Below are 26369 nucleotides of genomic sequence, written 5' to 3'. Positions count from 1 at the left end.
AGGAACCGATCATGTCCGACAAGCCCAGCGTCCTGTTCGTCTGCGTACACAACGCCGGTCGTTCCCAGATGGCCGCCGGCTGGCTCCGGTACCTCGCCGGGGACACCATCGAGGTCCGCTCCGCCGGCTCCGCACCCGCGACCCAGATCAATCCCGCCGCCGTCGAGGCGATGCGCGAGGTCGGCATCGACATCACCGACCAGACCCCGAAGAAGCTCGAATGGGAGACTGCCGAATCCTCCGACGTGATCGTCACCATGGGCTGCGGCGACGCCTGCCCCGTCTTCCCCGGCAAGCGGTACGAGGACTGGCAGCTCGACGATCCGGCCGGCCAGGGCGTCGAGGCGGTCCGCCCGATCCGCGACGAGATCCGTACCAGGGTCGAGCAGCTGGTGACTGAACTGGCGGCGGGGCGGGCAGCAGGCTGAGCCCGCTACTGGTCGTTCAGCACGTGAGCGGAGGTAGGGGTCCGGTGGTTACCCATCCGCGGAGACGGTGGCAATAGTCCGGTTGTCCGACACACTTCGGCCGTCACGGTGTTGGGGATTGCGTGCCGAGCCACTGGGCGAGGTAGCGGTGCAGGCGGGTGAGGTCTGTTCCGCTGGAGCGGTAGGCGATGTGTCCGTCTGGCCGGACCAGGTACTGAGCGTTGTCGCCGTTGTCGAGGCCCAGGTTGCGCAGGGCTTGGCCGGTGTGATCGTGCAGGGCTGCGGGATCGCTGTTGTCGTGGGTGAGGAAATGGGTGGTGACGAGTCCGCGGTAACGGTTGATCAGGTCGGTGACGCCGGTCATAGGCCATGCGTCGGGTCCGCACAGCAGCAGGTGGAATGTGGGCGTGGCAAGGGCGCGGTGGAGTGTGTTGGCCCTGGTGTTGCCGGTGACGGGGGCATCCGGGAGCCGGTCCCCGGCCCGGGGGCCGCGCCGGGGTGCGCCGGGCTGGTCCGTCGAGGCTGCGCTGCGCCGGTAGTGGATGGCCAGTTGGGAGATGGCTCGGAATCCGTACGCCCGGGCCGGCTTGATGCGCAGCGCGAGCGCGGAACCTGTCAAGATCAATGAGACAGGGATTGGTCACATTGTTTGTGTGGCGGCTGGTGGTTGGTTGATCCAGGCAGCGCCGGGGATGGGTGGCGGCGTGGGCTGCCGTGGGAAGCGGTTGGGGTTGGCCGCGTAGGCGGCGTTGAGGACCTCGGCTCGCTGGAGGCGGACCTGGTCGGCAGTGCCGAAGTGCACTGATGCCGGGGTGTGCAGGCCGATGCCGGAGTGCCGGTGTTCGTGGTTGTAGTAGGTGAAGAACTCCTGGCAGAACGCGCGGGCGTCGTGGATGGAGCCGAACCGGTCCGGGAACGCCGGGCAGTGTTTGAGGGTCTTGAACGCCGATTCGGAGTAGGGGTTGTCGTTCGATACTCGTGGGCGGGAGTGGCTGCGGGCGATGCCGAGGTCGGCCAGTAGCACGGCGACGGGCTTGGAGGTCATCGAGGTGCCGCGGTCGGCGTGGACCGCCTTCGGGGCGGCGCCGATACGGGCGATCGCGTCGGCGATGAACTCCTCGGCCAACTCGCCGGACTCTCGTGGCGCGACCTGCCAGCCGACGACGTACCGGCTGTAGATGTCGAGCATCACGTACAGGTCGTAGTAGACGCCCCGGTACGGGCCGTGCAGTTTGGTGATGTCCCAGGTCCACACCTCGTTTGGGGCGTGGGCGACCAGTTCGGGACGCACCCTGGGCGGATGCGCCGCTTGGCGGCGGCGCTCGCGCACCTCACCGTGGGCGCGCAGCAGCCGGTACATGGTCGCCTCGCTGCACAGGTAGGTGCCCTCGTCGAGCAGGGTCGCCCAGATCTGGGCCGGGGCCTTGTCGGCGAAACGGGGTGAGCGCAACACCGCCAGGACCTGCGCCTGTTCCGCCTCCGACAGTGCGTTGGCCGGTCTGCGCCGCGGCGCCGGCGGCGCCTTCACCGCCGCGGGCTTGGCCTGCCGGTAGTGGGTGGCCCGCGACTTGCCCAGCAGGTCGCAGGCTCGCTTGGTCGAGGTCAACGGCGCCAGTTCGGCGAACGCGTCGTCGATCACCCGCGCCGCCGCCGTTCGGGTGTCGGCTCCGCGCTCTCGGAGAGCAACCCCAAGAGCGCGTGTGCTTTTCCCACCACGTCCAGCGCCGCTTTCGTCCGCGCCAGCTCCGCCTGCAGGCGTTCGTTGTCCCGCCGCAGCCGCTCGTTCTCCGCCTGCTCCGGGCTCTTGCCCGGCCGCCGGCCCGGCCTGGACGCCGGCCCCGCCAAGGCTCCCGCGTCGCGGGCGCGGCGCCACTCGATGATGTGCGAGTGATACAGCCCCTCCCGGCGCAGCAGCGCACCCCGCGCGCCGGCCTCGGACAGGCCGTCGTACTCGGCCACGATCGCCAGCTTGTACTCAGCGGTGAACGTCCGACGCTTCGGCCGATCCGAGCGGGGTGAAGAGGCTGAACTCATCCGCCCATCCTCGCCCAGGCCGATGCCCATGTCAGCGATGCTCAAGGTCACGATCGTTGATGATCCCGTCTCGCCCTACTTCAGAAAATCCGGTTCTCCGGTGTCTCACAAGATCCTGGCAGAGAGGGGCGGGGCGATGCGAGGAACCAGCCGGGCACGCAGCTGTCGCAGGATCGGGTTGGTGGAGGTGGCGACCGTGAAGGCCCGGTCGGTGAAGCGCAGCACAGCACGCCCCACGGGGGCACGCTCAGTCTCGTAGGTGTCCAGCAACCCGGGTGTGGCCACGCCGCGGACTACGAAGGCGAGTTTCCAACCGAGATTGACCGCGTCCTGGATGCCGGTGTTCATGCCCTGCGCGCCGGCAGGGCTGTGGATGTGGGCGGCGTCGCCGGCCAGGAACAGGCGTCCGGAGCGGTACCTGGCGGCGCCCCGGTTGTGCAGCCGGAAATTGGTCATCCAGAGCGGATCATAAAGTCTGAGCCGGCCGGCGGTGTAGGTGTCGCTGAGGGCCTGCACCTGGTCGAGGGTGACCTGCTGATCGGGTGGACTGGAGTCCGTACGGGGCCGCATCGCCAGCATCCGCCAGCTTGCCGGGGCGGCGAGGGGGAAGAAGAACAGCATTCCGCGCGGGGAGACGAACACGTGCGCCGCGCCGGGCTCTATGCCGTCGACTTCGAGGTCGGCCAGGACGAACGTCTGCGGGTAGACGGCGCCGCGAAAGGCGATGTCGGCCAGTCGACGCACCGTACTGTGGGCACCATCGCAGCCGACCACGTAACTGGCCCGGACCTGCTCGTCCTGCCCGTCCGCGTGCCGGACAGTGCAGACGACGGTGTCCTCGGCCTCATCCAGGGCGGTGAGGGCGGCGCCTCGTTGCACGGGGATCCCGGCGGCGTCGAGATGCTCACCGAGGACGCGCTCCGTTTCGGCCTGGGACAGGAACAACAGGTACGGGTATGCGGTGTCGGTGGTCCCGATGTCGAACAGTGGTACCGGCAGAATCCGGTCATTGAAGTGCATCTGCAGCCGGACCGTCTGGTTGCCACGCCTGATGAGTTCGGGGGTGACGCCGAGGCCGTCGAGGACCTCCAGGGTTCGGGGTTGGATCGCCAGCGCGCGGGACTCATGCACGCGGTCGACCTGGCGATCGATGATCCGCACCCGGGCGCCGAAGGCACGCAACTGCGCCGCCAGGGCCAGACCGGTTGGACCGGCCCCCACGACCAGCACGTCGATATCTGACCCGACGTGACCCAGATCCTCGTTGCTCACGTCCACAACGCTATCCGCCCCAGGACTTTCGGCCCGGCCCGTCGTACACCAGGAGGTGCCGACGAGCGTCGACGCGAAGAGGACCGCAGCCCAGGAGGAGATCCGCTTGATCTGGTCGTTCTGGGCGTAGCTGGCCCCGGTGAGTCGTTCGGACCCGATGTACCGCTTCGCGCGCAGGGATGTGGGTGCGCGTCAGAGTGTTGCGGCCGGGCCCGGGGAAGGTCGGGTCCGGCCGCGTCGTGCCGGGATCACGCGATCATGCTCGTCGCGAGTTGGGTGTCGTCGAAGGTGTACACCAGCCGGTCCGTGACCTGCACGACGCCCGGCACCCCGTAGGCGAGACGCACCGCGATCTGGGCGGTGCTGCGGCGATCCACCCCGCCATCGAGCGTCACCACACCGTCCCGCACCGCGACCTGGATCAGCCCCTCTTCGGTGGTCAATACCCGACGGAGCACCTCGTCGATGACGTCCGCCCGGATGTCGGCGTCCGGGCGTAGGTACACCTTCAACAGGTCCCGGCGGGAGACGATGCCCTTCAGCCGGCCGAGTTCGTCGACCACCGGCAGCCGCTTGACGTGCTCCTCGTCCAGGAGTTTGGCGGCGGTGGCCAGCGGCGTCGTGGGGGTCACGGTGATGGCCGGCGTGGACATCAGCTGCTCCGCCTCGGACGCGGCAGCGTGCGATCGGGCCGTCCGGTGTCGGCGGCTGACGAAGACCCTCGGCTCTGGTCGACCGGTCAGCTCGACCTTGGCCAGTAGATCGGATTCGGAGACCACGCCCTGCACCCGGTCAAAGTCATCGATGACCGGCACGGCGCTGATACCGCGTGCCGTGAGCAGGTCGACGATCACCCGGTAGGGCGTCTCCGAACGGACCGTGACGACGTCCGTGGTCATGACGTCGCCCACCTGCCACTGTCTCATCACCATCTACCTCCTTGGCGGAGACCCGGACGTCTGCGGTAGACCTTCCGGTATCACCTCACGCTAGGACCGCCACAGCGTGCCGGGGCAGGGCCGATGGACCCACCCGGAGAGGCGTACCGGCCCTGCCCGGACGGGCCACGGTCGGCTGTGCTGGACGCAGACCAGCAGAGAGCGTGGTGCGTCACACCACAGATTGCCGATGACGGATTGGAGACCCCGATGGCGACACACCGGATCGCCGTCGGTCTCAACGGCTCGGCAGGCGCGCGGGACGCGCTGGCCTGGGCCATCCGGCTGGCAGCGCGACGGTCGGCGGCGGTACTGGTCGTGACGGCGTGGCCGGACGCGGCACGCGACGTCAGCCGGCGACGGAACGCCCTCCGGCCGGACCGACTCGCGCTGATCCGCACTCAACAGGGTCAGATCGCCGCGGCGGCAGCCGCTGTCGGACATCATCCACCGATACTGCGCGAGTTGGTTCTCTCCGACCCGGTCACCGCGCTGTGTCACGCGGCGGCCCGGGCCGACCTGGTGGTCGTCGGTGCCAGCCGTCCCGGCCGCCCGAGCCGGGCCAGCGTCGGCGCACGCGTCGAGGCCCGGCTGGCCGCTGGCCGAACCCGCGGCCGGCCGGTGCCGCCGGTGGTCGCTGTCGGCAGCGCCGGGATTCTGCGGCTCCTTGCGGTCGCCGGAGGTCCAGTCGTCCGGGAGTGATGAGTTCTCCCGCCCGTACCCGTCACACCTACGACGGACACGACGAGGCGGAAGGATGACGTGATGACTGTTGACACCCGACTGGAGGAACTGGGCGTGGGCGGGCTGGGCGAGGTCGACGAGCCGGCGTTCTCGGGGCTGGTGGAGCGGCACCGCCGGGAGTTGCACGTGCACTGCTACCGGATGCTCGGATCATTCGAGGACGCCGAGGACACCGTGCAGGAAACGTTCCTCCGTGCCTGGCGCCGCCGGGAAACCTTCGAGGGGCGGTCGACGTTTCGGGCCTGGCTGTACCGGATCGCCACCAACGCCTGCCTGGACCTGCTCGCCAAGTGCCGCCCGGCGCCGGCGACCGGTGGCGAGGTGCTGTGGCTGCAGCCCTACCCGGACCGGCTTCTCGACGAGCTGCCCGCCGGCGACGCGGACGAGCCGGAAACCGTCACCGTCGCTCGGGAGACGATCGAGCTGGCGTACCTGGTCGCGGTCCAGCACCTCGCGCCGCGCCCGCGGGCCGTGCTGATCCTGCGGGACGTGCTCGGCTGGCCGGCCAAGGACGTCGCGGAACTCCTCGGAGACTCCGTCAACTCCGTGAACAGCGCGCTGCAACGGGCCCGTGCCGGCATGCGGGAGCACCTGCCCGCCGAGCGGCAGGACTGGACCGGCAGCGAACAGGACACCGGGACGCGCGAGCTGGTGCGCCGGTACACCGACGCCAGTGTGGCCACGGACATCGACGGGCTCGCCGCACTGCTGCGGCACGACGTCCGCTGCTCGATGCCGCCGACCCCGGGGCTGTACGTCGGCCGTGACGCGGTGGTGAACGACTGGATCGAAAGCGGCTTCGGGGAGATGAAGCAGCTGCGTGCCGTCCTCACCTCCGTGAACCGGCAGCCTGCCGTCGCCTTCTACCTCTGGCGGAATCGAGAGGGCGGGTACCTGCCGTTGACGATCGACGTCCTCCGCGTCACCGGCGGGGCGATCACCGAGATCGTCACGTTCCACGACGACCAGTTCCCGCGGCTCGGGCTGCCGGAGCGGCTGCCGGCGGACGGCACGGAGTAGCCCCGGTGTGGACCCGCGCGTCGCGGCGGTGGCGTGTGGAGGGTGTGCATCGGCACTCTCCGGCCACGATCGTCACCTGCCAGTCGACAGACCCGTACGCCAGGTACCGAATGGGGGAGGAACGACATGAACAGCAGAGATGACATCGTGGTCGTCGCTGGCCCGGCATCGGGCCAGCCGCGCTACGCCCACCGGCTCCGTAGGCTCGCCGTCACCGGCTTCGTCGCCACGCTCGCCGCGACGGTGGCCACCACCCTCGCCGCAGCGCTTGCCCGGGCTGTCGGCGTCGATTTCGAGGTCCCCGATGGCGGCGAGACGATCCCGTTGGCCGGGATCGCCGTGCTGACCTGCTTCTTCGCGGTCGTGGGCATCGTCATCGCCGCCGTTCTCCTACGTTGGAGCGCTCGTCCCGTTGGTCGATTCGGGTGGATCGCTGTGTCGCTGACCGCGATCTCGATGGCTCCGCCCCTCCTCTCCGGGGCCAACTTCGGCACCACCACCGCGCTGGTCGGGCTACATCTCGTCCCGGCGGCGGTGATGATCCCCACCCTGGCGTGGAGCCGTGAGCCTGGATGGCGTTGAGCACCTCGGGCGATGTCGGTTCATCCCGTTCTCCGGTGAACCGACCACGCCCTTTTCCTGCCCCATCAGGCACTCGAAACCCGGTAGCCAGCTGCCAACTGCCGAGGTCCGGGCTATTCGAGGCGCTGGCGCAGCAGGTGTTGTTCGGCTGGGTTGGCGGTGAGTTGCAGGGCCCGTTCGTCGGCGGCTCGCGCCAGGTCGTGCTGGCCGAGGTCGCGGAGCAGCTCGGCGCGGGTGGCGTGGAAGAGGTGGTAGTCGTCGAGTTCCGCGGCGAGGTTGTCGAGTTCGGCGAGGGCGGCGGCCGGACCGGTGATGTGGTGTACGGCGATGGCGCGGTGGAGCGCGGTGACCGGTGACGGGGCGAGGTGCAGCAGCATGTCGTAGAGGACGACGATCTGGGACCAGTCGGTTTCGGCCCAGTGTGTGGCTTCGGCGTGGCAGGCGACGATCGCCGCCTGCAACTGGTACGGGCCGGGCCTTCTGAGGGCGGCGGCGCGGGCGATCAGGCGCGCTGCCTCGTCGATCGCGTCGTGGTCCCACAGGGTGCGGTCCTGGTCGGGTAGCTGGACGATCTCGCCGGTCGGGGTGAACCGGGCCGCGGCTCGGGCCCGGTGCAGGCGGATGAGGGCAAGTAGTCCGAGAACCTCGGGTTCGGTCGGCATCAGTTGGTGCAGCAGGGTGGCGAGGAACTCGGCGTCGTCGGTGAGGTCGTGGAAGCGGCTGTGGTTCGCGTCGCTGGGTAGGTACCCCTCGTTGAAGAGCAGGTAGATCACCGCCAGGACCTCGTTGAGGCGGCCGGCGAGTTCGTCGGGGTCGGGGATCCGGTAGGGGATACCGGCGTCACCTATTTTCCTTTTCGCCCGGGTGATCCGCTGGGCGACGGTGGTCTCGGGCACGAGGAACGCCTTGGCGATCTGGGCGGTGGTGAGTCCGCACACCACCCGCAGGGTCAGTGCGACCTGCGCGGCGCGGGGTAGCGCCGGGTGGCAGCAGGTGAACATCAGCCGTAACCGGTCGTCCGGCTCCGGTTCGGCCGGCCAGGCGACCAGCGCGAGTTTGGTCTGCTCGCGGCGGTCCCGGCGCAGGCGGTCAAGGCCACGCCGACGGGCGACGGTGTAGAGCCAGGCGTCGGGCCGGTCCGGGATGCCGTCGTGGGGCCAGTGGGCCAGTGCCGCTTCGACGGCGTCCTGGACCAGGTCTTCGGCGGCGGAGAAGTCGCCGACCAGTGACACGAGGGCGGCGGCGAGCCGGCCCGCGTGGTCGCGCACCACGCGGGCCAGCTCGGCATGCGACGGTTCGGTCATTAGGCGATCGGGCGGATCTCCACGAGCGGGCAGGCGGGCCACGACTTCGCCATTCGCAGGGCCTCGTCGAGGTCGGCGACCTCGATCTCGGCGTAGCCGGAGACGACCTCCTTGCCTTCGACGAACGGTCCGTCGGTGATCATCGGATCGCCACTGCCGAGGCGTACGGTGGTCGCGGTCTCGGCCGGCAGCAGGTGCCGATGGTGGGTGATCTTGTCGCTGTGGTCGGCGAACCACTGCTGGACGCGGCCGTAGGCGCGATCCCGCTCCGGTTCGTCCATGGCGGCGAGGTCGGCGGCGAACTGTTCGGTCTCGACGAACATCAGCACGTACTTCATGGTTGCCCTCGTCTCCTACTGGAACAGCTCGGTCATCCGCCGGGCCATCTCCTCCGGGCTGACGTCCTCGACGTGGCTGGCGACGGTCCAGGCGTGCCCGAACGGGTCGACGATGAAGGCGTCCCGGTCGCCGTAGAACTGGTTCGTCGGTGCCCGGTGCAGCGTCGCACCGCGCTCGACGGCGTTGGCAACGACGGCGTCGACATCCTCGACGTAGATGAACTGGAACACCGGGGTGCCGGCCAGCCCGCCGGCGGGCGGTGCGGTGGTGCCGCGCTGCGGGTCCTCGTCCTCGACGATGACGACGGCGTCGCCGATCTCGATCTCGGCGTGCGCGACGCTGCCGTCCGGGCCGGGGAAACGCATCCGTTCGGTGGCACCGAAGACGGCCGCGTAGAAGTCCAGCGCCTTGGCGGCGCCCTGGACGACCAGGCAAGGGGTGATCCGGCGGTACGTGTCGGGAATCGGGTTGGGTCCGGGTGGTGTCGACATGTCGCTCCTCGGTTGCGTATAGCCTGCGCGGTGTTGGCGGCTCGGGTCGTTCATTAGGCAGACGACCTGCGTGGCGCCCGATACGACAGACCGGTCAACATATTTTCGACGTGGTCGCCGCCCCCGTGGGTTGGTTCGCCGACAGTCGGGTGGCAACCGTCTCCATCATCGCGAGGAACTGCCGGACCTGCTCGGGCGGCAGACCGGTGAACAACCGCGCCGAGCCGGCCTGGTAATCGGCGGTGAGCTGCGCCGTGACGGCCTCGCCGGCGTCGGTGAGTCGGACGAGGACGGCGCGACGGTCGTCGGGGTGCGGGTCGCGGCGGACAAAGCCCGCTTCGGCGAGCCCGTCGACGAGTGCGGTGATGTTGCGGGCCGTCACCCCGATCGTGCGGGCCAGTTGCTGCTGGGTGGCGGGGCCCTGCCGGTGCAGGTGCCAGATGACGGTCGCCCGGGCCCGGGTCAGACCACGGGCGGCCAGACCGGCCTGCATGTAGTGCTCGACGGTCACGGCGAAGGCGAAGACCCGTTCGAGAGCGCCGGTGAACGTGCCGCAGTCCGGCACCGAAACATTGTGTATGCCATTCACTATGTATATCCTCCCCCATGAAGATAGCGGATCGCTGGCAGGTTGTCGCTTGCCGGCCCGGGGCCAGGAGGTCGGCAATGCCAGCGGTATCCCATCCGGTGTTCGCACGGGTCTACGAACGGCTCAGCGTGGTCATGGACCGTGCAGGTGGCGCCGACCACCGCCGGGACCTGGTCACCGGACTGTCCGGGCGGGTCATCGAGGTCGGCGCCGGCAACGGACGGATGTTCGCCCACTACCCGCCCGAGGTGACCGAGGTCGTCGCCGTCGAACCCGAACCCCACCTGCGCAGGAGCGCGACCACGACGGCGCGGACAGCACCGGTTCGGGTCACCGTGGTCGACGGCCTGGCGGCGGCGCTGCCGGGCGGCGACGGCGAGTTCGACGCCGCCGTCGTCGCGCTCGTGCTCTGCACGGTGCCCGACCAGGCGGCGGCCCTCCTGGAGCTTCGTCGGGTGCTGCGTCCAGGAGGTGAGGTGCGCTTCTTCGAGCACGTCGCCGCCGAGCATCCGGGTGGCATGCGTCGGATGCAGCGGCTGGCCGACGCGACGCTGTGGCCGCTGCTGTTCGCCGGCTGTCGCACCGGCCGGGACACCGCCGCCGCGATCACCGCCGCCGGGTTCGCCATCCAGGACCTACACCGGTTCCGGTTCCCGTCGACCGGCCCGAGCAGCCCCGCCGCACCCCACATCCGGGGCCGCGCCGTCAAGCCGATCGGCGACCCACGGTGAGCGTCGGCACCCCGACGCAGCCGCCGGTCACCGAGGGAGAACCGGCCCGGGTACGCATCCTGCGCCCTCCCACGCCGCCGGACCTGGCGCAGCGTCACTGCGCGGCACGCCGGGCGGACCCCGACCGGGAGTCCGCCCGGCGTGGTGCCGTCAGTCTCCGCGGACCTCGGCGGCGGCCGCGACGAGGTGGCGCAGTGACGCCTCGACCTCGGGGTAGCCACGGGTCTTCAGCCCGCAGTCCGGGTTGACCCAGAGCCGGTGCGCGGGCACGGCCGCGACGGCCCTGCGCAGCGCCTCGACCACCTCGTCCCGGGGCGGCACCCGCGGTGAGTGGATGTCCCACACCCCCGGGCCGACACCCCGGCGGTAGCCGATCGCGGCGAGGTCGTCGAGGACCTCCATCTTGGAACGGGACGCCTCGATGCTCGTCACGTCGGCGTCGAGAGCGTCGATCGCGGTGATCACCTCGCCGAACTCGGAGTAGCAGAGGTGGGTGTGCATCTGGGTGTCGTCGGCGACGCCGCTGGTCGCCAGCCGGAACGCGCCGACAGCCCAGTCCAGGTACGCCTGCTGGTCGGCCCGGCGCAGCGGCAGGGTTTCCCGCAGGGCCGGCTCGTCGACCTGGATCACCCTGATCCCGGCGACCTCCAGGTCGTGGCACTCGTCGCGCAGCGCGAGCGCGACCTGGTCGGCCGTGTCGGCGAGAGGTTGGTCGGTGCGGACGAACGACCAGGCCAGGATCGTGACCGGACCGGTGAGCATTCCCTTGACCGGCTTGCTCGTCAGCGACTGGGCGTAGGTCGACCAACCGACGGTCATCGGTGCCCGACGGGCGACGTCGCCGTAGATGATCGGGGGCCGGACGCAGCGGGAGCCGTACGACTGGACCCAGCCGTGTTCGGTGGCGGCGAACCCGTCGAGCTGCTCGCCGAAGTACTGCACCATGTCGTTGCGCTCCGGTTCACCGTGCACCAGCACGTCCAGCTCGAGATCCTCCTGGAGCCGGATGACCCGCTCGACCTCGGCACGCATCCGCCCGGTGTAACCGGCCTGGTCGAGAGTGCCGGCGCGTAGCTCCGCGCGGGCCTTGCGCAGCTCGGCGGTCTGCGGAAACGAGCCGATGGTGGTGGTCGGCAACTCCGGCAGGTTCAGCCGCCGCTGCTGGCGGTCGGCCCGGGAGGCGTAGTCGCCCCGCTGCCGGTCCTGTGGGCGCAGCCCGGCAAGCCGGGCCCGAACGCCGTCGTGGCGCCACGTCGCCGGGACGGGCGGCAGCGGTGCGGGCAGGTGCGCGGAGCCGTCGCGCAGGGCCCGGCCGAGCAGCACCACCTCGTCGACCTTCTGCCGGGCGAACGCGAGCCGGGCGTGCAGCTCCGGGTCGAGGCCGGTCTCGACGGAGAGGTCGACCGGCACGTGCAGCAGCGAGCAGGACGAGGATACGGCGACATGGTCGGCCAGCCCGGCGACGGTCGCCCCGGTGACCACCGCCGAGCGCAGGTCAGTACGCCAGATGTTGTGCCCGTCGACCAGCCCGGCCACGATGGTCTTGCCGCGCAGCGGACCGGCGGCGGCGAGCCGTTCCAGGTTGCCCGGCCCGGCGACCAGGTCCAGCCCGATCGCCTCGACCGGGGTTTCCAGCAGCGCGGGCAGTGCGTCGCCGAGTTCACCGAAGTAGCTGGCGACGAAGATCGCCGGCCGGTGTGCGAGCTCACCGAGCCGGGTGTACGCGCGCCGCAGCGCGTCGATCTCCACCGGGCTGCGGTCGGCGACGTATGCGGGCTCGTCCAGTTGCACCCAGCCGACGCCGGCTCCGGCCAGCGCGCCGAGGATCTCGGCGTACGCCTCGACCAGGTCGTCGAGCCGGGCGAACGGGTCGACACCCTTGGCCAGCAGCAGGAACGTGGCCGGTCCGACCAGTACCGGACGGGTGCGCAGGCCCAGGGCGGCGGCTTCGGCGTACTCGCGCAGCGCCTTGCCGGGATCGGCGGTGAAGACCGTGTCGGGGTCGATCTCCGGCACCAGGTAGTGGTAATTGGTGCCGAACCACTTCGTCAGCTCCAGCGCGGGCTCGGCGTCGACACCGCGCGCCATCGCGAAGTAGGTGTCCAGTTCGGAGAGTCCGAGCCGGCGGAACCGGTCCGGGACCGCGCCGACGGCGACGGCGGTGTCGAGCACGTGGTCGTAGTAGGAGAAGGTGTTTGACGGGACGGCGTCCAGCCGGGCGTTACGCAGCGTCTGCCACACCTCGGCCCGCAGGCCCGCCGCCGTCTCCTCCAGCGCGGCGGCGTCGATCCCTCCGGCCCAGTAGGCCTCGACGGCCCTCTTCAACTCCCGGTCCGCGCCGATACGCGGATAGCCGAGTACTGTGCTCTGCCCGAATGCGGTACTCACCTGACAGGCTCCTTCCCTCGAAGCGTCCGACGGACACCCGGTGGCGGGGAGGGCACGGTGGGGCACCGGCTTCCGCCCCGGCCCTCCCGGGGGGCCGCCGACGGCGCACACCGGCGGTGTGCGCGGTGCGGGCAGGTCTTCGGACTCGCGGGCGTGACCACGGATGGTCGCCTACTGGCCGTCGCTTCCCAGACCGAGGTCGGTCCAGTGCTCCGATGACGGCGGTCGTTCCCACTCACCGCTGCGGGGCAGTCCCGGTCTCACACCGGGTTCCCTCTTACGACGCCCCGACCTCGCGAGCGGGGCGAACCAGCACCACCGGCCATCGTACGGGCTCGACGACGAGATCCGCTCGACGCCGGAAGCGCCGGTGGTGGTGACACGTCGGTGGTGGTAGCACGTCGGAACCGTCGCAGACGGTGATTGGAGGGACTCCGAGCCGAGGGACTCCGAGCCGAGGAACCCCGAACCGATCCAATCTCGGATCGAGCGGGTGCGGATGCCGCTCCCCGCCACTCTCAACATATAGCGGAGTGGGGGCCTTGCGGCAAGACCCCGGTCATGGCGCAGAATCGTCGGCCGAGGTCGTAACCTGCGGAAATGTGCAGTGCGACCACCCACGGCTGCCCCGGAGGTGTCGCATGATCGAGCAGTACGTGTTGGACCTGAAAGAGGTTGACCAGACACGGGTGGCCGCCGTCGGCGGCAAGGGCGCGCACCTGGGCGAGCTGTCCCGGATCGACGGTGTCCGCGTGCCGGCGGGCTTCTGCGTGACGACGGCGGCCTTCCGGCGGATCGCGGCGGAAGCGCCGTCGATGAACGATCAGCTGGACCGGCTGTCGCAGCTCGACCCGGACGACCGGGAGGCGGTCCGCACCCTCAGCGCGGAGCTCCGCCGGACCATCGAAGGGATCGCCATCCCCGGCGATCTCGCGACGGCGATCACTCGCGCCCTGGACAGGGTCGGCGAGCAGGCCGGGTACGCCGTCCGATCCAGCGCGACGGCGGAGGACCTGCCGACGGCCTCCTTCGCCGGCCAGCAGGACAGCTACCTGAACGTCGTAGGCCGGACCGAGGTCCTCCGGCACGTCACCCGGTGCTGGGCCTCGCTGTTCACCGAGCGGGCCGCGACCTACCGCCAGCGCAACGGCATCGACCACCGTGGGGTCGAGATGGCCGTGGTCGTACAGCAGATGGTCTTCCCCCGGGCGGCGGGCATCCTCTTCACCGCCGACCCGGTCACGTCCAGCCGCCGGGTCGCCTCCGTGGAGGCCGGGTTCGGTCTCGGCGAGGCCCTGGTCTCCGGCCTGGTGAACCCGGACGTGTTCAAGGTGCGCGATGGCGAGATCGTCGCCAGGGCGGTCGCCGGCAAGCAGCGTGCCGTGCACGCCTCGCCGGACGGCGGCACCCGGGTGATGGCGGTCGACCCGCAACGGCAGGAGCAGCCGGCACTGACAGACACGCAGGTCCTGCGGCTCGTACGGCTGGGCCGGCGGATCGAGGCGCACTTCGGCCACCCACAGGACATCGAGTGGTGCCTGGTCGACGACGAGTTCCAGATCGTCCAGAGTCGGCCGATCACCACGCTGTTTCCGATCCCGGCGGTCGGGGACGACGACAGGCACGTCTACGTCTCCGTCGGCCATCAGCAGATGATGACCGACGCCATGAAGCCGCTGGGGCTCTCCGTCTTTCAGCTGGTGGCGGGCAGGCCGATGTACGAGGCCGGCGGGCGGCTGTTCGTCGACGTCACCCGCGAGCTGGCGTCGCCGGGGACCCGCCCCGGGTTCCTGGAGGGCATGGGACGGGCCGAGCCGTTGATCGGTGACGCGCTGCGGAGCGTCGTCGAGCGCGGCGACCTCATCCCTCCGCCGCCGGACCAGGGGCCCGGTATCTCTCCGCTGCCGGACCAGGGGTCCGGTGCGCCGCCGGTTGGTGACCGGCCACCCCCGGTCGAGTCCGATCCGGCCGTCGTCGTTGCGCTGATCACGCGTACCAAGAACTCCCTCGCCGCCCTGAGCCGCGACATACGGACGAGGTCCGGGCCGGCGCTACTCGATTTCATCCTGGCGGACATCCAGGAGCTGAAGCGGGTCCTCTTCGATCCGCGGAGCAACCAGGCCATCATGGCGGGGATGACGGCCGTCTGGTGGCTCAACGATCAACTTGCGGCGTGGCTGGGTGAGAAGAACGTCGCCGACACGCTCACCCAGTCCGTCCCGCACAACATCACCTCGGAGATGGGGCTGGCGCTGCTGGACGTCGCGGACGCGATCCGCCCACATCCGGACCTGGTGGCGTTCCTGCAACGGGTGGCCGAGGAGAACGACGACGGCTTCCTGGCCGGGATGGCGGAGTTCGCGGGCGGCCGGGAAGCGCGGAAGGCCATCGAGAACTGGCTCGACAGGTACGGCATGCGCTGCGTCGGCGAGATCGACATCACCCGGCCGCGGTGGAGCGAACGCCCCGCCACACTCGTGCCGATGATCCTCGGCAACGTCAGGAACTTCGAGCCGGGAGCCGGCGAACGGCGCTTCGAGCAGGGCAGGCAGGAGGCGGCGAAGAAGGAGCGGGAGGTGCTGGAGCGCCTGCGTGCCCTGCCGGACGGCGAACGGAAGGCCGAGGAGACCAGGCGCATGATCGAGCGGGCCCGGGTTTTCACCGGGTACCGGGAGTATCCGAAGTACGGCATGGTCTGCCGGATCTCCGCGTACAAGCGGGCGCTGCTGGAGGAGGCCGAGCGCCTGGTGCACGCCCGGGTGATCCGCGACAGGGAGGACATCTTCTACCTGACGATCCAGGAACTCCACGAGGTGCTGCGTACCCGGGCGGTTGATGAGCAGCTCATCCGCCGCCGCAAGGAGGCCTTCAGGTCATATCAGGCGTTGACGCCGCCCCGGGTACTCACCTCGGATGGCGAGATCGTCACCGGGGCGTACCGCCGGGGCGACGCGCCGGCCGGCGCGCTGGTCGGCCTGCCGGTCTCCGCCGGGACCGTCGAAGGGCGGGCCCGCGTCGTCCTGGACATGGCGCAGGCCGATCTCGAACCCGGCGACATCCTCGTCACGACCTACACCGACCCGAGCTGGACACCCCTGTTCGTCGCCATCACCGGCCTGGTGACGGAGGTCGGCGGACTGATGACGCACGGCGCGGTGATCGCCCGGGAGTACGGCCTGCCGGCCGTCGTCGGCGTACTGGACGCCACCCGGCTGATCCCCGACGGCCGTCGCATCCGCGTGCACGGAACCGACGGGTACGTCGAGATTCTCCCGTGACGGTGGTGGGCGCGGTCGCGACGACTACCTGCTCCGGCGGAACCGCAGCACCTCGCGCAGCAGCAGCACACCCACGAAGGTGGGCAGCAACGCGAGGAACCCGACCGCGTAACCGATCCACCGCAGCCACGGGCGGGCCTCGACGTCGGCTCGGGCCAGTAGCCGGGTGGTGCGATCCCGGCCCAGGTCCCCGACCCGAACCGTGGTGCCGGTGTCGGCGGAGTCGAAGACGACCCCGGCGGTGACCTCCTCGCGCTGACCGTCGTCCCAGGTGATGTCGACCTCGCAGGCCTGCCAGTAGCCGAAGCCGCGGGTGCTGAGCGGGCCGTGCTCGACGCAGCGGCCGACGGTCGCCTGACCCTCGCGCCGGGCGTCGGAGAAGTCCTTGCCGGCCAGCCTGCTCAGGGTCACCGCGGTGCCGAGCAGGCCGGCCGCCAGGACGAGTATTCCGGTGAGGAAGAGGAACGACCGGAGACCGCTGCCCTTGCGCCGTTGCACCACCGCCGCCCCGGGGTCCGCCTTCTCGGCGGCCCGCGCGGCCTCCTCGCGGTCGAGTCCGCGCTCCTGTTCCTTGATCTCGGCGAGGCGCCTGGCGACCCGGTCGTCCAGCGGTTCCATGGGAGTCCTCCGTCAGAGCGGAAGTTCGATCGGCCTGGGGCTCGGGTTGTCGCCCCGTAGCGTATCGCCGGCCTGCCCAGCGTTCTGCGAGCCGTTCGTCTGGCTCGCGCTGCGTCCCGTGTTCTCGATGACCTGGCCGACGGTGCCGTGCACGGCGGTATGGCCCTGCCCGATCGTGTTGAACGCTCCCCGGAAGCCGCTGAGGCCACTTCCCCCGGCCTCACCGACCGCCTGGAGACGGAACGCCTCGAGACGCAGCGTGTTGCGGCTGGCCTGGCCGATCTGCTGGAGGATGCCGTCACACTTGCTGGTCAGCGCACCAATCTGCTTGATCGCCTGGAACAGGCGCTGCAGCAGGCTGAGGATCTTGCTGCTGGTCTTGCCCACGAGGATGGCGACCTCGGCGGCGACCTTGGGGATCAGCACCACGGTGAGCGCCTGCAGGGCCTTGGAGATGCACGCGCCGACGACCTCGGCCACGATGTCCCGGATCGTGTTCCGGATGACGCCGACCATCGCGCCGACGACCGTGGTCGCCTTGGCCATGGCGTCGGCGATCTTGCCGAGCGCCTGCACCGACTCGGCATGCCCCCGGGCGCGTTGCCGGTACGCCGCCGCTGCCTGCGAGGTCCACTCGGCGGTGCTGCTGTTGACCTGCGCGACGAAGAAGTCGGTGGCCTCGTAGATGCGGCGCTCGATGTTGTACCAGGTCTGGGCGTGACCCTCGATCGCCTTCGGGTCTCCGGCGAGCTTGTCCAGCGGTTCCCGCAGGAAGCTGACGTGCTCCATGAGCCAACCGACACCGGCGGCGAAGACCGCCTGCAGCGGGTCCATGATCGCGCCGATCGCGGAGAGGCCGACGGCCACACCGTTGCCGGCGACGCCGAGCCAGTTCCCGTTCGAGATGCTGTCCGTCACGCCGCAGGCCGACTCGAAGATGCCGGCGCCCTCCCACGCCTTCGTCTCGCCCTCGGGCGCGATGAGGGAGGCCCGGCCGGCAATCGCAGCGGTGGTCATCGGTTACCCGCCTCCTTGATTCGGGTCGCCGCCGCGCCGTCGGTGATGTCGACGTTGTCGGCCAGGGCCTGGAGCAGTTCCGCCAGGTGCGTGGTGGCGTCGGCCCCGTTGCGGATCTCCGTCAGCGCGAAGCTCTGCAGCGGATTGATGTACGGCAGGAACAGCGGGCTGCAGAGGATGCCGTACGCCTCGTCGTGCAGGTCGACGTACTCGGCACCGGCGGCGGCCTCCCCGTACATCCGGCCGGCCTCCTCCACCATCCGGGCATGTTTGCGGACCTCGCCGGTTGACAGCCTGATGTCGCTCATCGCTGGTCGCGCTCCTCGTCCTCGGGGGGTTCCGGGAACTGACTGGTGTATGCGCCACCGATGAAGGCAGCGGTCTCGGATCCGGCGCCGTAGAGGCTGCTCACCACGGACACCATCTGCTGCGCCATCTTCGCCTGGGCGCGCCGGCTGGTGTCGAGGATGACCGACGCGAGTTCGTCCGGGGAGAGGCGCATCGCCCGGTCGTTGAGACGAAGCTCCGCCATGCCTCCCGACGAGTCGACGGTCACGACGGCCTCGCCACCCCGGGACTCCACCGTGGCCCTGTTCTGCTCCATGCGCTGGCTCAGCTCGGTGGTGAGCGCAGTCTGCTGTTCCACCCGTCGCTGCCAGTCGACGAGCATGCCTTCCGGATCCCCCGGCACAAGTCCTCCCTCGGTGGCTGTCGCGGGTAGTTTAGACAATTCTCGCGAGTACGAGATCCCATCGAGATCCGTAGATCATCGGCCGGCCCGGTGGGGCCGTGCGGCCATGGAATCGACCGACCCGAGCCCACGGAGGCGGCATGTCCCTCCGTCCCGGCCAGCGGCGCCGCCTGCGGTATTCGGGGCATCGCCGGGAAGCCGCGCGGAGTTTAGTCGCGGTGTGCCGGGGCATGAACGGCAAATGCCTCCGCGTCCCGATTTCCTCGTCGACAACACGCTGCGGCTGGCCGTCGAGGGCTACGGCTGGCTGCCCAACCTCCGCCGCCGGCAGCGGGCGGAGACCGTCCAGACCCGGCTGCTCGGGCACCGGGCGGTGGGGTTGTGCGGCCCGGAGGCCGCCCGGTTCTTCTACGACGAGGCGCACGTCCGACGGCACGGGGCGATCCCGGGGCCGGTGCTGGACACCCTCATCGGTCGGCGTGCGGTGCACACCCTGGACGGCGCCGCCCACCGGCACCGCAAGACGATCTTCACATCGCTGCTCACCGCCGAGGCGATCGACACCCTCCAGCGGTACGCCGGCACCGCCTGGGACGAGACGGTCGCCCGCTGGCCATCCTGGCAGCCGGTCGTACTCTTCGACGAGGCCAGCCGGGTCCTCGTCCGGGCCGTCTGCCGGTGGGTCGGTGTGCCGCTGGCCGAGCCGGACGTCGCCGGGGCGGCCGCCGACATGGTGGCGATGGTGGACGGCTTCGGCACCCTCGGGCCCCGGCACTGGCGCGCCCGGCAGGCGCGGACCCGGCGGGAGCGCTGGCTGGCCGAGCTGGTCGACCAGGCCCGGCAGGGGCGGCGGAACGTCGACGCCGGGTCGGCCTTCGACGTGATCGTCCGCCACCGGGACGCCGACGGTCAGCCGCTCGACTCGCGGCTCGCGGCGGTGGAGATCCTCAACCTGGTCCGGCCGACGGTGGCGGTCTGCTGGTTCGTCACGTTCGCGGCGCACGCCCTGAACCGCTGGCCGGAGATTCGGGCCCGGCTCCGCATCGGCAGCCCGGACCACATCGCGGCGTTCGGGCACGAGGTACGCCGCTTCTACCCGTTTGCGCCCTTCGTCGCCGGTCACGCGGTGCGGGACCTCGCCTGGCAGGACGTACCCGTACCGGCCGGCACGCTGGTGCTGCTCGACCTGTACGGCCAGGACCATGACCCGCAACTGTGGCCGGACCCGTACGTCTTCGACCCGGAGCGGTTCCTCGGTCGGGAGATCGGCGCGTTCGAGTTGGTGCCGCAGGGCGGTGGCGATCCCGGTACCGGCCACCGCTGTCCCGGTGAGACGACCACGGTGGCGCTGCTGGCCACCCTCAGTGGTCGGCTGGCCAACCTCGACTACCAGGTACCGGAGCAGGATCTGGGGATTCCGCTGGGCCGGGTACCGACCCGGCCGCGCAGCGGCTTCGTCCTCCTCCGGGGCTGACCGTCCGGTCACCGCCGGTCCCGGAACGGAACGCCGCAGGTTCGGCGGGCCGGGCCGGGGCACCGCCCGGGGCCGTCGGACGGTTTGGCGGCGACGACCGGGGGAAGCCAGCGTGCAGGATGGGGCCGGCTGCGGCGCCCTCGTCGGCGAAACTGGGAGGCTTGAGATGGCTGGTCGGGACGAACTTCATGACCTGCGCCAACGCGCTCACGAGGCGGGCATCCAGGGCAGCTCGAAGATGAGCGAGCAGCAGCTGCGGGAGGCATTGAAGAAGATGGGCAAGGGAGCCGAACCGATGGTCGCCAAGCAGGAGGCCAAGGGCTACCTGTAGCCGAACTCGGGGTACGGCCCGGGCGGATCCCTGCCCGGGCCGTACCCGGGTGTTTTCAGGCTTTCCGGCGGACGCCGCCGGTCGGCAGGCTGGCCCGGGCCAGCGCGGGCAGCTCCCGGCGGTGTCGGGCCAGCAGGATTCCGGCCAGCACCGCATACGCGACCGCGACGCCGTACCGGACCGCCTGGGTGGGCAGGGCGAACTGCACCGCGAAGAGCAGGAAGAGCAGCGCCGCCTCGACCCGGGAGATCCGCAGATCGGCCAGGACGGCGACGCCGAGCAGGGTCTGCGCGGCGGTCAGGTAGAGCTCCTCGGTCTGCCGCGCGTCGATCTCCAGCCCGGCGAACTCGCCACCGCCGAGGTAGAAGGCGATCGGCAGGCAGGCGATCAGCAGGGTCCACTGGTTGAGCTTCGCCGCCAGCAGCGCGCCCAGCCCGTCGTCGGCCCGGCCGCGCAGCGCGAAGGTGATCGCCACTATCACCTCGGGAGCCTCGGAAGCGACCGGGGCGAGCCACTGGACGAGCAGGAACCGGTCGATGCCGAGCGCCGAACCGGCCTCGACGAGGGATTTGCCGAACGGCTCGGCGGCACTGAGGATCACCACCGCCGCCGTACCGAAGAGTGCGGCGGCGGTCAGCCGGCGGCGCCTCGCCGGCTGGCGGGCCAGGGCGGCGGCCACCCCGACCAGCGCCTCCTCGCGATGCGGGGTACGCCCGATCCGGGCGAGGTAGAGCGCGAACAGGGCGCCGAGGACGATGCTGTCGTACCAGGCCAGCCGGCCGGTCAACGGGATCACCAGGGCGTAGACGGTGGCCATCAGCAGGTAGATCGTCTCGATACGGCGGTGCGGGGCGAGACTCACGCCGTTCCGGTCGCCGCGTTGCCCGCGCCGACGTACCGCCCAGATGGCGGCGAGGACCAGCAGCGGCCAGGCGACCCCGATCAGCAGCCGGTTGGCTCCGGTCATGTTCGCCAGGGCGAAGGCCGCGAACTCCGGATCGGAGCCGGCGGCAAAGGCGAAGTAGATGTCGATCGCGTACTCCGGAAGCACCGCGACCAGGGCGAGCAGCGCGAGCGCCAGGCTGCCCGGCAGGTCGACCCGGGTCACCTCGGAGGCCCACATCAGCAGGGCGACCGCCGACAGGACCGCCACCCCGAAGACCGCCATCCCGGCCAGTGCCGGCAGGTGGACGCCGGCCAGTCGCATGGCGACGGCCGGGGCCGCCGCCAGCACGGCGAGACCGACCCGGGTCGCCACGCCCCGGGCGGACACCGTGACATCGAGTCCCACCCGCACGTCGCCACCCCCGCCTGGGATCGAGCCTGCCGGACGAGCGGGGACGGCAGGGGCAGAACTGCCAATATCGGGTTGGCGGGCGCTGGTCCGGCCAGGCCGGCCGGCGCCATGCCCGCGAGCGGGACGGCGGGGACCCGCCGAGACCGCCGTCGCCGTTCGGCCCGGCCCGCACGGAGCCGCTTCGGAACGGGTACGTTGAGCCTCAGCCGTCACGACCCGAGGAGGTGGGACCGATTCCCGTGTCGATCGGCCGGGTGCTCCCATCCGGCGGCCCGGTGACCTCGTCGGGGCAGGTCGGGCAGCGTTAGCCGGGAGGCGCCGGCAGGCGTTCCGAAGGGTCGTACGTGTCATCTCCCGCCTCCACACCGGACCACACGGACGTCGTCCGTCGGCTCCGGGCCGTCGGCTGCGTCTTCGCGGAGGACGAGGCCGAACTCCTGAGTACCGCCGCGCGGAGTCCGGCCGAACTGCTCGCCATGGTCGAGCGGCGGGTCTCCGGCCTACCGCTGGAACACGTCCTCGGCTGGGTCGACTTCTGCGGACTGCGGGTCGCCGTCGACCCGGGGGTCTTCGTGCCGCGCCGCCGAACCGAACTGCTGGTCCGCCGGGCCGCCGCCCTGGCCCGGTCGGGGGCGACGGTGCTGGATCTGGCCTGCGGCTGCGGTGCGCTCGGGCTGGCGGTCGCGGCGTCGGTCGGCGACATCGCGCTGTACGCGGTCGACATCGAGCCGGCCGCCGTCCGCTGTGCCCGGCGCAATCTCGGCACGCTCGGCGGCCGGGTGTACGCCGGAGACCTGTACCGGCCGCTGCCGTTACGGCTGCGTGGCCGGATCGACGTCCTGGTGGCGAACGTGCCGTACGTGCCGAGCGAGGCGGTCGGCCTGTTGCCGCCGGAGGCACGGCTGCACGAGCCGCTGGTGGCGCTGGACGGGGGGCCAGACGGCCTTGACGTACTGCGCCGGGTGGCGTCCGGAGCCCCGGACTGGCTCGCCCCCGGCGGCCACCTGCTCGTGGAGACCAGCCTGGAGCAGGCGGAGGTCGCCGCGGTCGTGTTCGACCGGGCTGGTCTCGTCCCGACGGTGGTCAGCGACGAGGAACTCTCGGCGACCGTGGTGATCGGCCGCCACTGACCCCCACCGGAGATGGTGGCGCCGCCCGGGTTCAGCCGACCGGAGACGCCGGTTCCGCCTCGCTCTCCGCCTCCGGCTCCCGCCCCACCGCGCGGTCGTGCCCCACCTCGGGGTCGTGCCCCACCGCGCGGTCCGTCGACGGTGCGCGGTCCGCCTCGCGGTCCTGCCCCACTTCGCGGTCCGGCTGGGCCAGGATCTCGGCGATCGTGGTCGCGTCCCCGGCGGTGTGCGCGGCGAGCAACTCGGCGAACCGCTCCGCCGGCATCACCCGGACACCGAGGTCGACGGCCTTGTCGGCCTTGCTGCCGGCGCCCTCGCCAACCACCACCAGATCGGTCCGCTTGGAGACCGAGCCCGACGACTTGCCGCCGAGCCGTTCGACCGCCTCGTTGCCCTCGTTGCGGGTCAGGCCCGGAACGGAACCGGTGACCACGACGGTCATCGGGCTGCCGTCCGGCCGGCGCAGCGGCAGCGCCGACGCCGCCGGCACGTCCGGGTCGTCGCCGGTGGCGGTGGCGGTTTGGCCGGGGACGCCCGGCTCGGTCATGTTGACCCTGCGTGCGGCGAGCCTCTCGACGACCGGGGCCAGTTCGACCAGCTCGGCCGCGATCGTGACGGCCCGCTCCGGTCCGACGCCCTCGACCTCCTGCAGGTCGGTCACGGAGGCGGCGAGCAGCGCATCCATGCTGCCGAAGTGCCGGGCGAGCCGGCGGGACATCGACCGGCCGGTCATCCGTACGCCGAGGCCGGTGAGGACTCGGGAGAGCGGCTGCCGCTTCGACGCCTCGATGTTGGCGACGAGTTTGCGGGCGGAGGTCTCGCCGAGCCGCTCCAGCGTGGCCAGCGCGGCGGGTTCGAGGTCGTAGAGGTCGGCCGGATCGGTGACCATGCCGGCGCCGACCAGCAGGTCGATGATCTTGCTGCCCAGTCCCTCGATGTCCATCGAGTCCCGGGCCGCATAGTAGGAGAGCGACTCGCGGGCACCGCAGGCCCGGCCCTGTGTGCAGCGCCAGCGTTTCTGCGAGCGGTCGATCTCGCCGTCGCAGCGCGGGCACCGGGTCGGCGGCTCGTACGCGGTGGAATCCGCCGGCCGCTCGTCGAGTTTGGCGCCGGTGATCTCGGGGATCACGTCACCGGCCCGCCGGACGAATACGGTGTCGCCGGCCCGGACGTTGCGCCGGACCAGGTCGTCGAAGTTGTGCAGGGTGGCCGAGGTGACGGTCACCCCACCGACCTGCACCGGTGCGAGTACGGCGACCGGGGTGATCACTCCGGTCCGGCCGACCTGCACCTCGATCGAGAGCAACGTGGTGGTGCGGGTGTCGGCGGGGAACTTGTAGGCGACCCCCCAGCGGGGGGCCCGGGTGCCCGACCCGGCCAGCTCACGGTCGGCCGGGTGGTCAGCCTTGATCACCGCACCGTCGATGCCGAAGCCCAGCTCGCCCCGGCGGTTGTAGAGCGACTCCACCACCGCCAGCACCTCCTCGATGGTGGTGCAGAGCGGCATCCCGACCGGCGAACCGGCGGTGGTGGCGACACCGAGGCTCTCGACGTACGCCATGGTGGCCGAGTGCGGGCGGGGCTCGGCCGTGCCGTCGGTGCCGTGCACCGCGTAGGCGAGGAAGGAGAGCGGCGCGTCGTACGCCCGGTCCTGGGCCCGGAGCGTTCCCGCGGCGGCGCTGCGCGGATGCGCGAAGGCGGGCTCGCCGTGCCCGGTACGCATCTCCTGGGCCTTGGCGAAGTCGTCGTCTGTCATGTAGACCTCGCCGCGGACTTCCACGGTCAGCGGCTCGGCGAGCTGCTCCGGCAGGCCGGCCGCCCGCCGTGCCTGCGGCGTGACGTCTTCGCCGGCCAGCCCGTCGCCCCGGGTGGCGACCTGGGTGAGCCGACCGTCCACGTAGCGGGCGGCGATGGCCAGCCCGTCGATCTTGGGTTCCACGGTGTAGCCGGCGGCGGGACGGCCGAGCAGCTTGTCGAGTCGGGCCGCCCAGCGGGCCAACTCCGCCTCGCCGAAGACGTTGTCGAGGCTCAGCATCGGGACGCTGTGCACGACGTCGCCGACCAGCCCGGCGCCGGCCGCCACCAGGTCGCTCGGTGAGTCGTCGGTCTTCCAGGCCGGTCGGGCGGCCTCGGTCGCGACGACCCGGGCCATCAGCGCGTCGTAGGTCGCGTCGTCCATCGCCAGGTCCGCGCCGTTGTAGTAGGCGGCCGCTGCCGCCCGGATCTCGGCGATCGCCGCCTGGTAGGCCGGACGGTCCGGGAAGGGCTCGGCGAGCGCGGCGTCCACCACCGGTGCGACGGGATCGATCGCCGACGCGACGGCCGGCACGCCCGCCGGCTCGATCGACTCGCCCGCCGGCTCGATCGGCTCGACCGTCGGCTCGATTGGCTCGACCGTCGGCTCGACCGTCGGCTCGATTGGCTCGATCGCGGACCCGCCCGGCTGCTCGGGCCGCCGGTCGTCGGTCGCCGTCACCACTGCCTCGTACGCCACGAAGTCCCCCTCCCGTCAGGCCCGCACGCTCGGCGTTCAGCCTAGAGACCGGGTACGACGAACCGCCCTCCCCGGGCTCGCGGCTCCGGCGAGAAGCGGTTTCCGCAAGGTATTGACAACCTTCGACGGCGGTCTCAAGCTGGGGAGAGAGAGCGCTCTCTCGCGCTTCGAACAAGGACAGACCACCACCAGTCTGGCCAGTGGCTCCGACGCCTTCGGCGGCGGTGCCGGAGCCCTCGCTGGCCGCTCACCAGCAAGGAGTGCCCACATGGATAGGGCCGCACCCCTGCACCCGCCGCGCCGCCGGCTGAGGATCGTGACGCTCTTCGGCGCCCTGCTCGTACTGCTCGGCGGCTACGCCGTGATCGAGCGGGCGGAACCGGCCGAGGCCCGGATCGTCCGGGTGGCCGAGTTCCTCGCCGACTGTCCGTACAGCCACCGGCTGCCGGACGATCCGATCATCTACCCGGGCCTGCCCGGCGCCTCGCACATGCACAGCTTCTTCGGCGCGACGAGCACCAACGCCTACACCAACCTCGCCGACCTGCTGAACTCCAACACCACCTGCAACCCCCGGGTCGACGTCTCCTCCTACTGGGTGCCCACCCTGTACGCCGACAACGTCCCGGTGGAGCCGGCCATCGTCACGTTCTACTACCTCGGCGAGGGCGTCCGCAGCGACATCGTCGCCAACACCCAGCCGCTGCCGCTCGGCCTGCGGATCGTGGCCGGCAACGCCCGCGCCACCGGCCCGGACTCGACCACGATCTCCCGGTGGTCCTGCCTGCACGCCGGGCACGTCGGGGCGTCCAAGGACTTCGTCACCTGTCCGGCCGGGACGATGCTGGAGTCGTACCTCGACTTTCCGCAGTGCTGGAACGGCCGCGACCTCGACTCGCCCGACCACAAGAGCCACATGGCGTACCCGGTCAACCAGGCCTGCCCGTCCAGCCACCCGGTCGCGGTACCGAAGCTGCGCCAGGTGCTGCGCTACCCGGTGAACGGCAACCCGGCCCGGTTCCGGCTCGCCTCCGGTGGTGGGTTCACCATGCACGGTGACTTCTTCAACGCCTGGCCGGAGGCCGAGATGCTGCGCCGGGTCCGGGACTGCATCCGTCCCGTGATCAAGTGCGGTGCGGACGGCCGTCCGAGCTGACCGTCGGGTTCCGCGGGTGGGCC

General features: G+C 71.0%; 24 protein-coding genes and 1 riboswitch. Of the genes, 9 read left to right on the top strand and 15 right to left on the bottom strand.

The annotated features are described in order from the left end of the window. Window positions 1-11 precede the first annotated feature (11 nt). The gene (locus tag EV371_RS05605; RefSeq protein ID WP_130461110.1) at window positions 12-428 is read left to right on the top strand and encodes an arsenate reductase ArsC; all 417 of its coding nucleotides are present in this window, start codon (window positions 12-14) and stop codon (window positions 426-428) included. A 103-nt stretch (window positions 429-531) separates the two neighbouring features. On the opposite strand, the gene EV371_RS34110 is transcribed toward EV371_RS05605, so the two are convergent. From EV371_RS34110 to EV371_RS05580, 4 genes are all read right to left on the bottom strand, one after another. Next, on the bottom strand, window positions 532-1047 hold the full coding sequence (locus tag EV371_RS34110) for an aromatic-ring hydroxylase C-terminal domain-containing protein (protein WP_486484494.1): 516 nt from the start codon (window positions 1045-1047) through the stop codon (window positions 532-534). A gap of 21 nt (window positions 1048-1068) precedes the next feature. Further along, a protein-coding gene (locus EV371_RS05595) for an IS3 family transposase (RefSeq protein WP_486484910.1) occupies window positions 1069-2492 on the bottom strand; the annotation gives its coding sequence in 2 pieces (ribosomal slippage) (window positions 1069-2141 and window positions 2141-2492; 1425 coding nt in all). Window positions 2493-2567: 75 nt separating this feature from the next. Beyond that, window positions 2568-3734 (bottom strand): FAD-dependent monooxygenase, encoded by a 1167-nt coding sequence (locus EV371_RS05585; RefSeq protein ID WP_207230409.1) that lies wholly within the window; start codon window positions 3732-3734, stop codon window positions 2568-2570. A 248-nt stretch (window positions 3735-3982) separates the two neighbouring features. After that, window positions 3983-4660: a CBS domain-containing protein gene (locus tag EV371_RS05580; RefSeq protein WP_130461107.1), complete on the bottom strand. Its 678-nt coding sequence runs from the start codon at window positions 4658-4660 to the stop codon at window positions 3983-3985. Window positions 4661-4882: 222 nt separating this feature from the next. Here EV371_RS05580 and EV371_RS05575 point away from each other — a divergent pair, with 222 nt between their 5' ends. From EV371_RS05575 to EV371_RS05565, 3 genes are all read left to right on the top strand, one after another. Next, complete coding sequence (locus tag EV371_RS05575) at window positions 4883-5374, top strand: universal stress protein (protein WP_165436615.1); 492 nt, start codon at window positions 4883-4885, stop codon at window positions 5372-5374. A gap of 60 nt (window positions 5375-5434) precedes the next feature. Further along, a complete protein-coding gene (locus EV371_RS05570) occupies window positions 5435-6436 on the top strand; it encodes an RNA polymerase subunit sigma-70 (protein WP_486484493.1) in 1002 nt (333 codons plus the stop codon). Window positions 6437-6562: 126 nt separating this feature from the next. Continuing rightward, window positions 6563-7018: a DUF6069 family protein gene (locus EV371_RS05565; protein ID WP_130461104.1), complete on the top strand. Its 456-nt coding sequence runs from the start codon at window positions 6563-6565 to the stop codon at window positions 7016-7018. A gap of 113 nt (window positions 7019-7131) precedes the next feature. Here the strand turns inward: EV371_RS05565 and EV371_RS05560 are convergent, their stop codons facing one another. From EV371_RS05560 to EV371_RS05545, 4 genes are all read right to left on the bottom strand, one after another. Beyond that, on the bottom strand, window positions 7132-8322 hold the full coding sequence (locus EV371_RS05560) for a sigma-70 family RNA polymerase sigma factor (RefSeq protein WP_130461103.1): 1191 nt from the start codon (window positions 8320-8322) through the stop codon (window positions 7132-7134). Further along, entirely contained in the window at window positions 8322-8660 is a 339-nt protein-coding gene (locus EV371_RS05555) for a YciI family protein (protein WP_130461102.1), read from the bottom strand. Before EV371_RS05555 ends, EV371_RS05560 begins: the two co-directional genes overlap by 1 nt. 15 nt (window positions 8661-8675) lie before the next feature. Next, window positions 8676-9152, bottom strand: a complete 477-nt coding sequence (locus EV371_RS05550) for a VOC family protein (RefSeq protein WP_130461101.1) — start codon at window positions 9150-9152, stop codon at window positions 8676-8678. 94 nt (window positions 9153-9246) lie between these two features. Beyond that, entirely contained in the window at window positions 9247-9741 is a 495-nt protein-coding gene (locus EV371_RS05545; protein ID WP_130461100.1) for a MarR family transcriptional regulator, read from the bottom strand. Between the two features lie 77 nt (window positions 9742-9818). Between EV371_RS05545 and EV371_RS05540 the strand changes: the two genes are divergently transcribed. Then, window positions 9819-10472: a class I SAM-dependent methyltransferase gene (locus tag EV371_RS05540; RefSeq protein WP_130461099.1), complete on the top strand. Its 654-nt coding sequence runs from the start codon at window positions 9819-9821 to the stop codon at window positions 10470-10472. Window positions 10473-10622: 150 nt separating this feature from the next. On the opposite strand, the gene metE is transcribed toward EV371_RS05540, so the two are convergent. Further along, the gene (gene metE / locus EV371_RS05535) at window positions 10623-12860 is read right to left on the bottom strand and encodes a 5-methyltetrahydropteroyltriglutamate--homocysteine S-methyltransferase (protein WP_130461098.1); all 2238 of its coding nucleotides are present in this window, start codon (window positions 12858-12860) and stop codon (window positions 10623-10625) included. A 113-nt stretch (window positions 12861-12973) separates the two neighbouring features. Then, window positions 12974-13189: riboswitch (cobalamin riboswitch) on the bottom strand. A 312-nt stretch (window positions 13190-13501) separates the two neighbouring features. Here metE and rph point away from each other — a divergent pair. Beyond that, a complete protein-coding gene (gene rph / locus EV371_RS05530) occupies window positions 13502-16138 on the top strand; it encodes a rifamycin-inactivating phosphotransferase (RefSeq protein WP_130461097.1) in 2637 nt (878 codons plus the stop codon). A 24-nt stretch (window positions 16139-16162) separates the two neighbouring features. Here rph and EV371_RS05525 read toward each other — a convergent pair whose 3' ends face one another. From EV371_RS05525 to EV371_RS05510, 4 genes are read right to left on the bottom strand one after another with little or no spacing between them, the layout of a single operon-like run. Then, on the bottom strand, window positions 16163-16756 hold the full coding sequence (locus tag EV371_RS05525) for a DUF6346 domain-containing protein (protein ID WP_130461096.1): 594 nt from the start codon (window positions 16754-16756) through the stop codon (window positions 16163-16165). A 12-nt stretch (window positions 16757-16768) separates the two neighbouring features. Next, window positions 16769-17773, bottom strand: coding sequence for a hypothetical protein (locus tag EV371_RS05520; RefSeq protein WP_130461095.1), 1005 nt, complete (start codon window positions 17771-17773; stop codon window positions 16769-16771). Next, on the bottom strand, window positions 17770-18081 hold the full coding sequence (locus tag EV371_RS05515; RefSeq protein ID WP_130461094.1) for a hypothetical protein: 312 nt from the start codon (window positions 18079-18081) through the stop codon (window positions 17770-17772). Before EV371_RS05515 ends, EV371_RS05520 begins: the two co-directional genes overlap by 4 nt. Then, window positions 18078-18464 carry a YbaB/EbfC family nucleoid-associated protein gene (locus EV371_RS05510; protein WP_165436614.1) on the bottom strand — a complete coding sequence of 129 codons (387 nt, stop codon included), beginning with the start codon at window positions 18462-18464 and terminating at the stop codon, window positions 18078-18080. Before EV371_RS05510 ends, EV371_RS05515 begins: the two co-directional genes overlap by 4 nt. A 241-nt stretch (window positions 18465-18705) precedes the next feature. Here EV371_RS05510 and EV371_RS05505 point away from each other — a divergent pair, with 241 nt between their 5' ends. Continuing rightward, the gene (locus EV371_RS05505) at window positions 18706-19938 is read left to right on the top strand and encodes a cytochrome P450 (protein WP_130461092.1); all 1233 of its coding nucleotides are present in this window, start codon (window positions 18706-18708) and stop codon (window positions 19936-19938) included. Window positions 19939-20324: 386 nt separating this feature from the next. On the opposite strand, the gene EV371_RS05500 is transcribed toward EV371_RS05505, so the two are convergent. Continuing rightward, window positions 20325-21560, bottom strand: coding sequence for a sodium:proton exchanger (locus tag EV371_RS05500; protein ID WP_486484492.1), 1236 nt, complete (start codon window positions 21558-21560; stop codon window positions 20325-20327). Window positions 21561-21910: 350 nt separating this feature from the next. On the opposite strand from EV371_RS05500, the gene EV371_RS05495 reads away from it, so the two are divergent. Next, window positions 21911-22696, top strand: a complete 786-nt coding sequence (locus tag EV371_RS05495; RefSeq protein ID WP_130461090.1) for a putative protein N(5)-glutamine methyltransferase — start codon at window positions 21911-21913, stop codon at window positions 22694-22696. Between the two features lie 31 nt (window positions 22697-22727). On the opposite strand, the gene ligA is transcribed toward EV371_RS05495, so the two are convergent. Continuing rightward, window positions 22728-25190 carry an NAD-dependent DNA ligase LigA gene (ligA, locus tag EV371_RS05490; protein WP_486484491.1) on the bottom strand — a complete coding sequence of 821 codons (2463 nt, stop codon included), beginning with the start codon at window positions 25188-25190 and terminating at the stop codon, window positions 22728-22730. A gap of 268 nt (window positions 25191-25458) precedes the next feature. Here ligA and EV371_RS05485 point away from each other — a divergent pair, with 268 nt between their 5' ends. Continuing rightward, window positions 25459-26346, top strand: coding sequence for a DUF1996 domain-containing protein (locus EV371_RS05485; RefSeq protein ID WP_130461089.1), 888 nt, complete (start codon window positions 25459-25461; stop codon window positions 26344-26346). The last annotated feature ends 23 nt before the right edge of the window (window positions 26347-26369 follow it).

The organism is Plantactinospora sp. CNZ321 (assembly GCF_004217235.1).
Note: the sequence above shows the minus strand (reverse complement) of the source record. Positions and strands in the feature narration are given on the sequence as shown.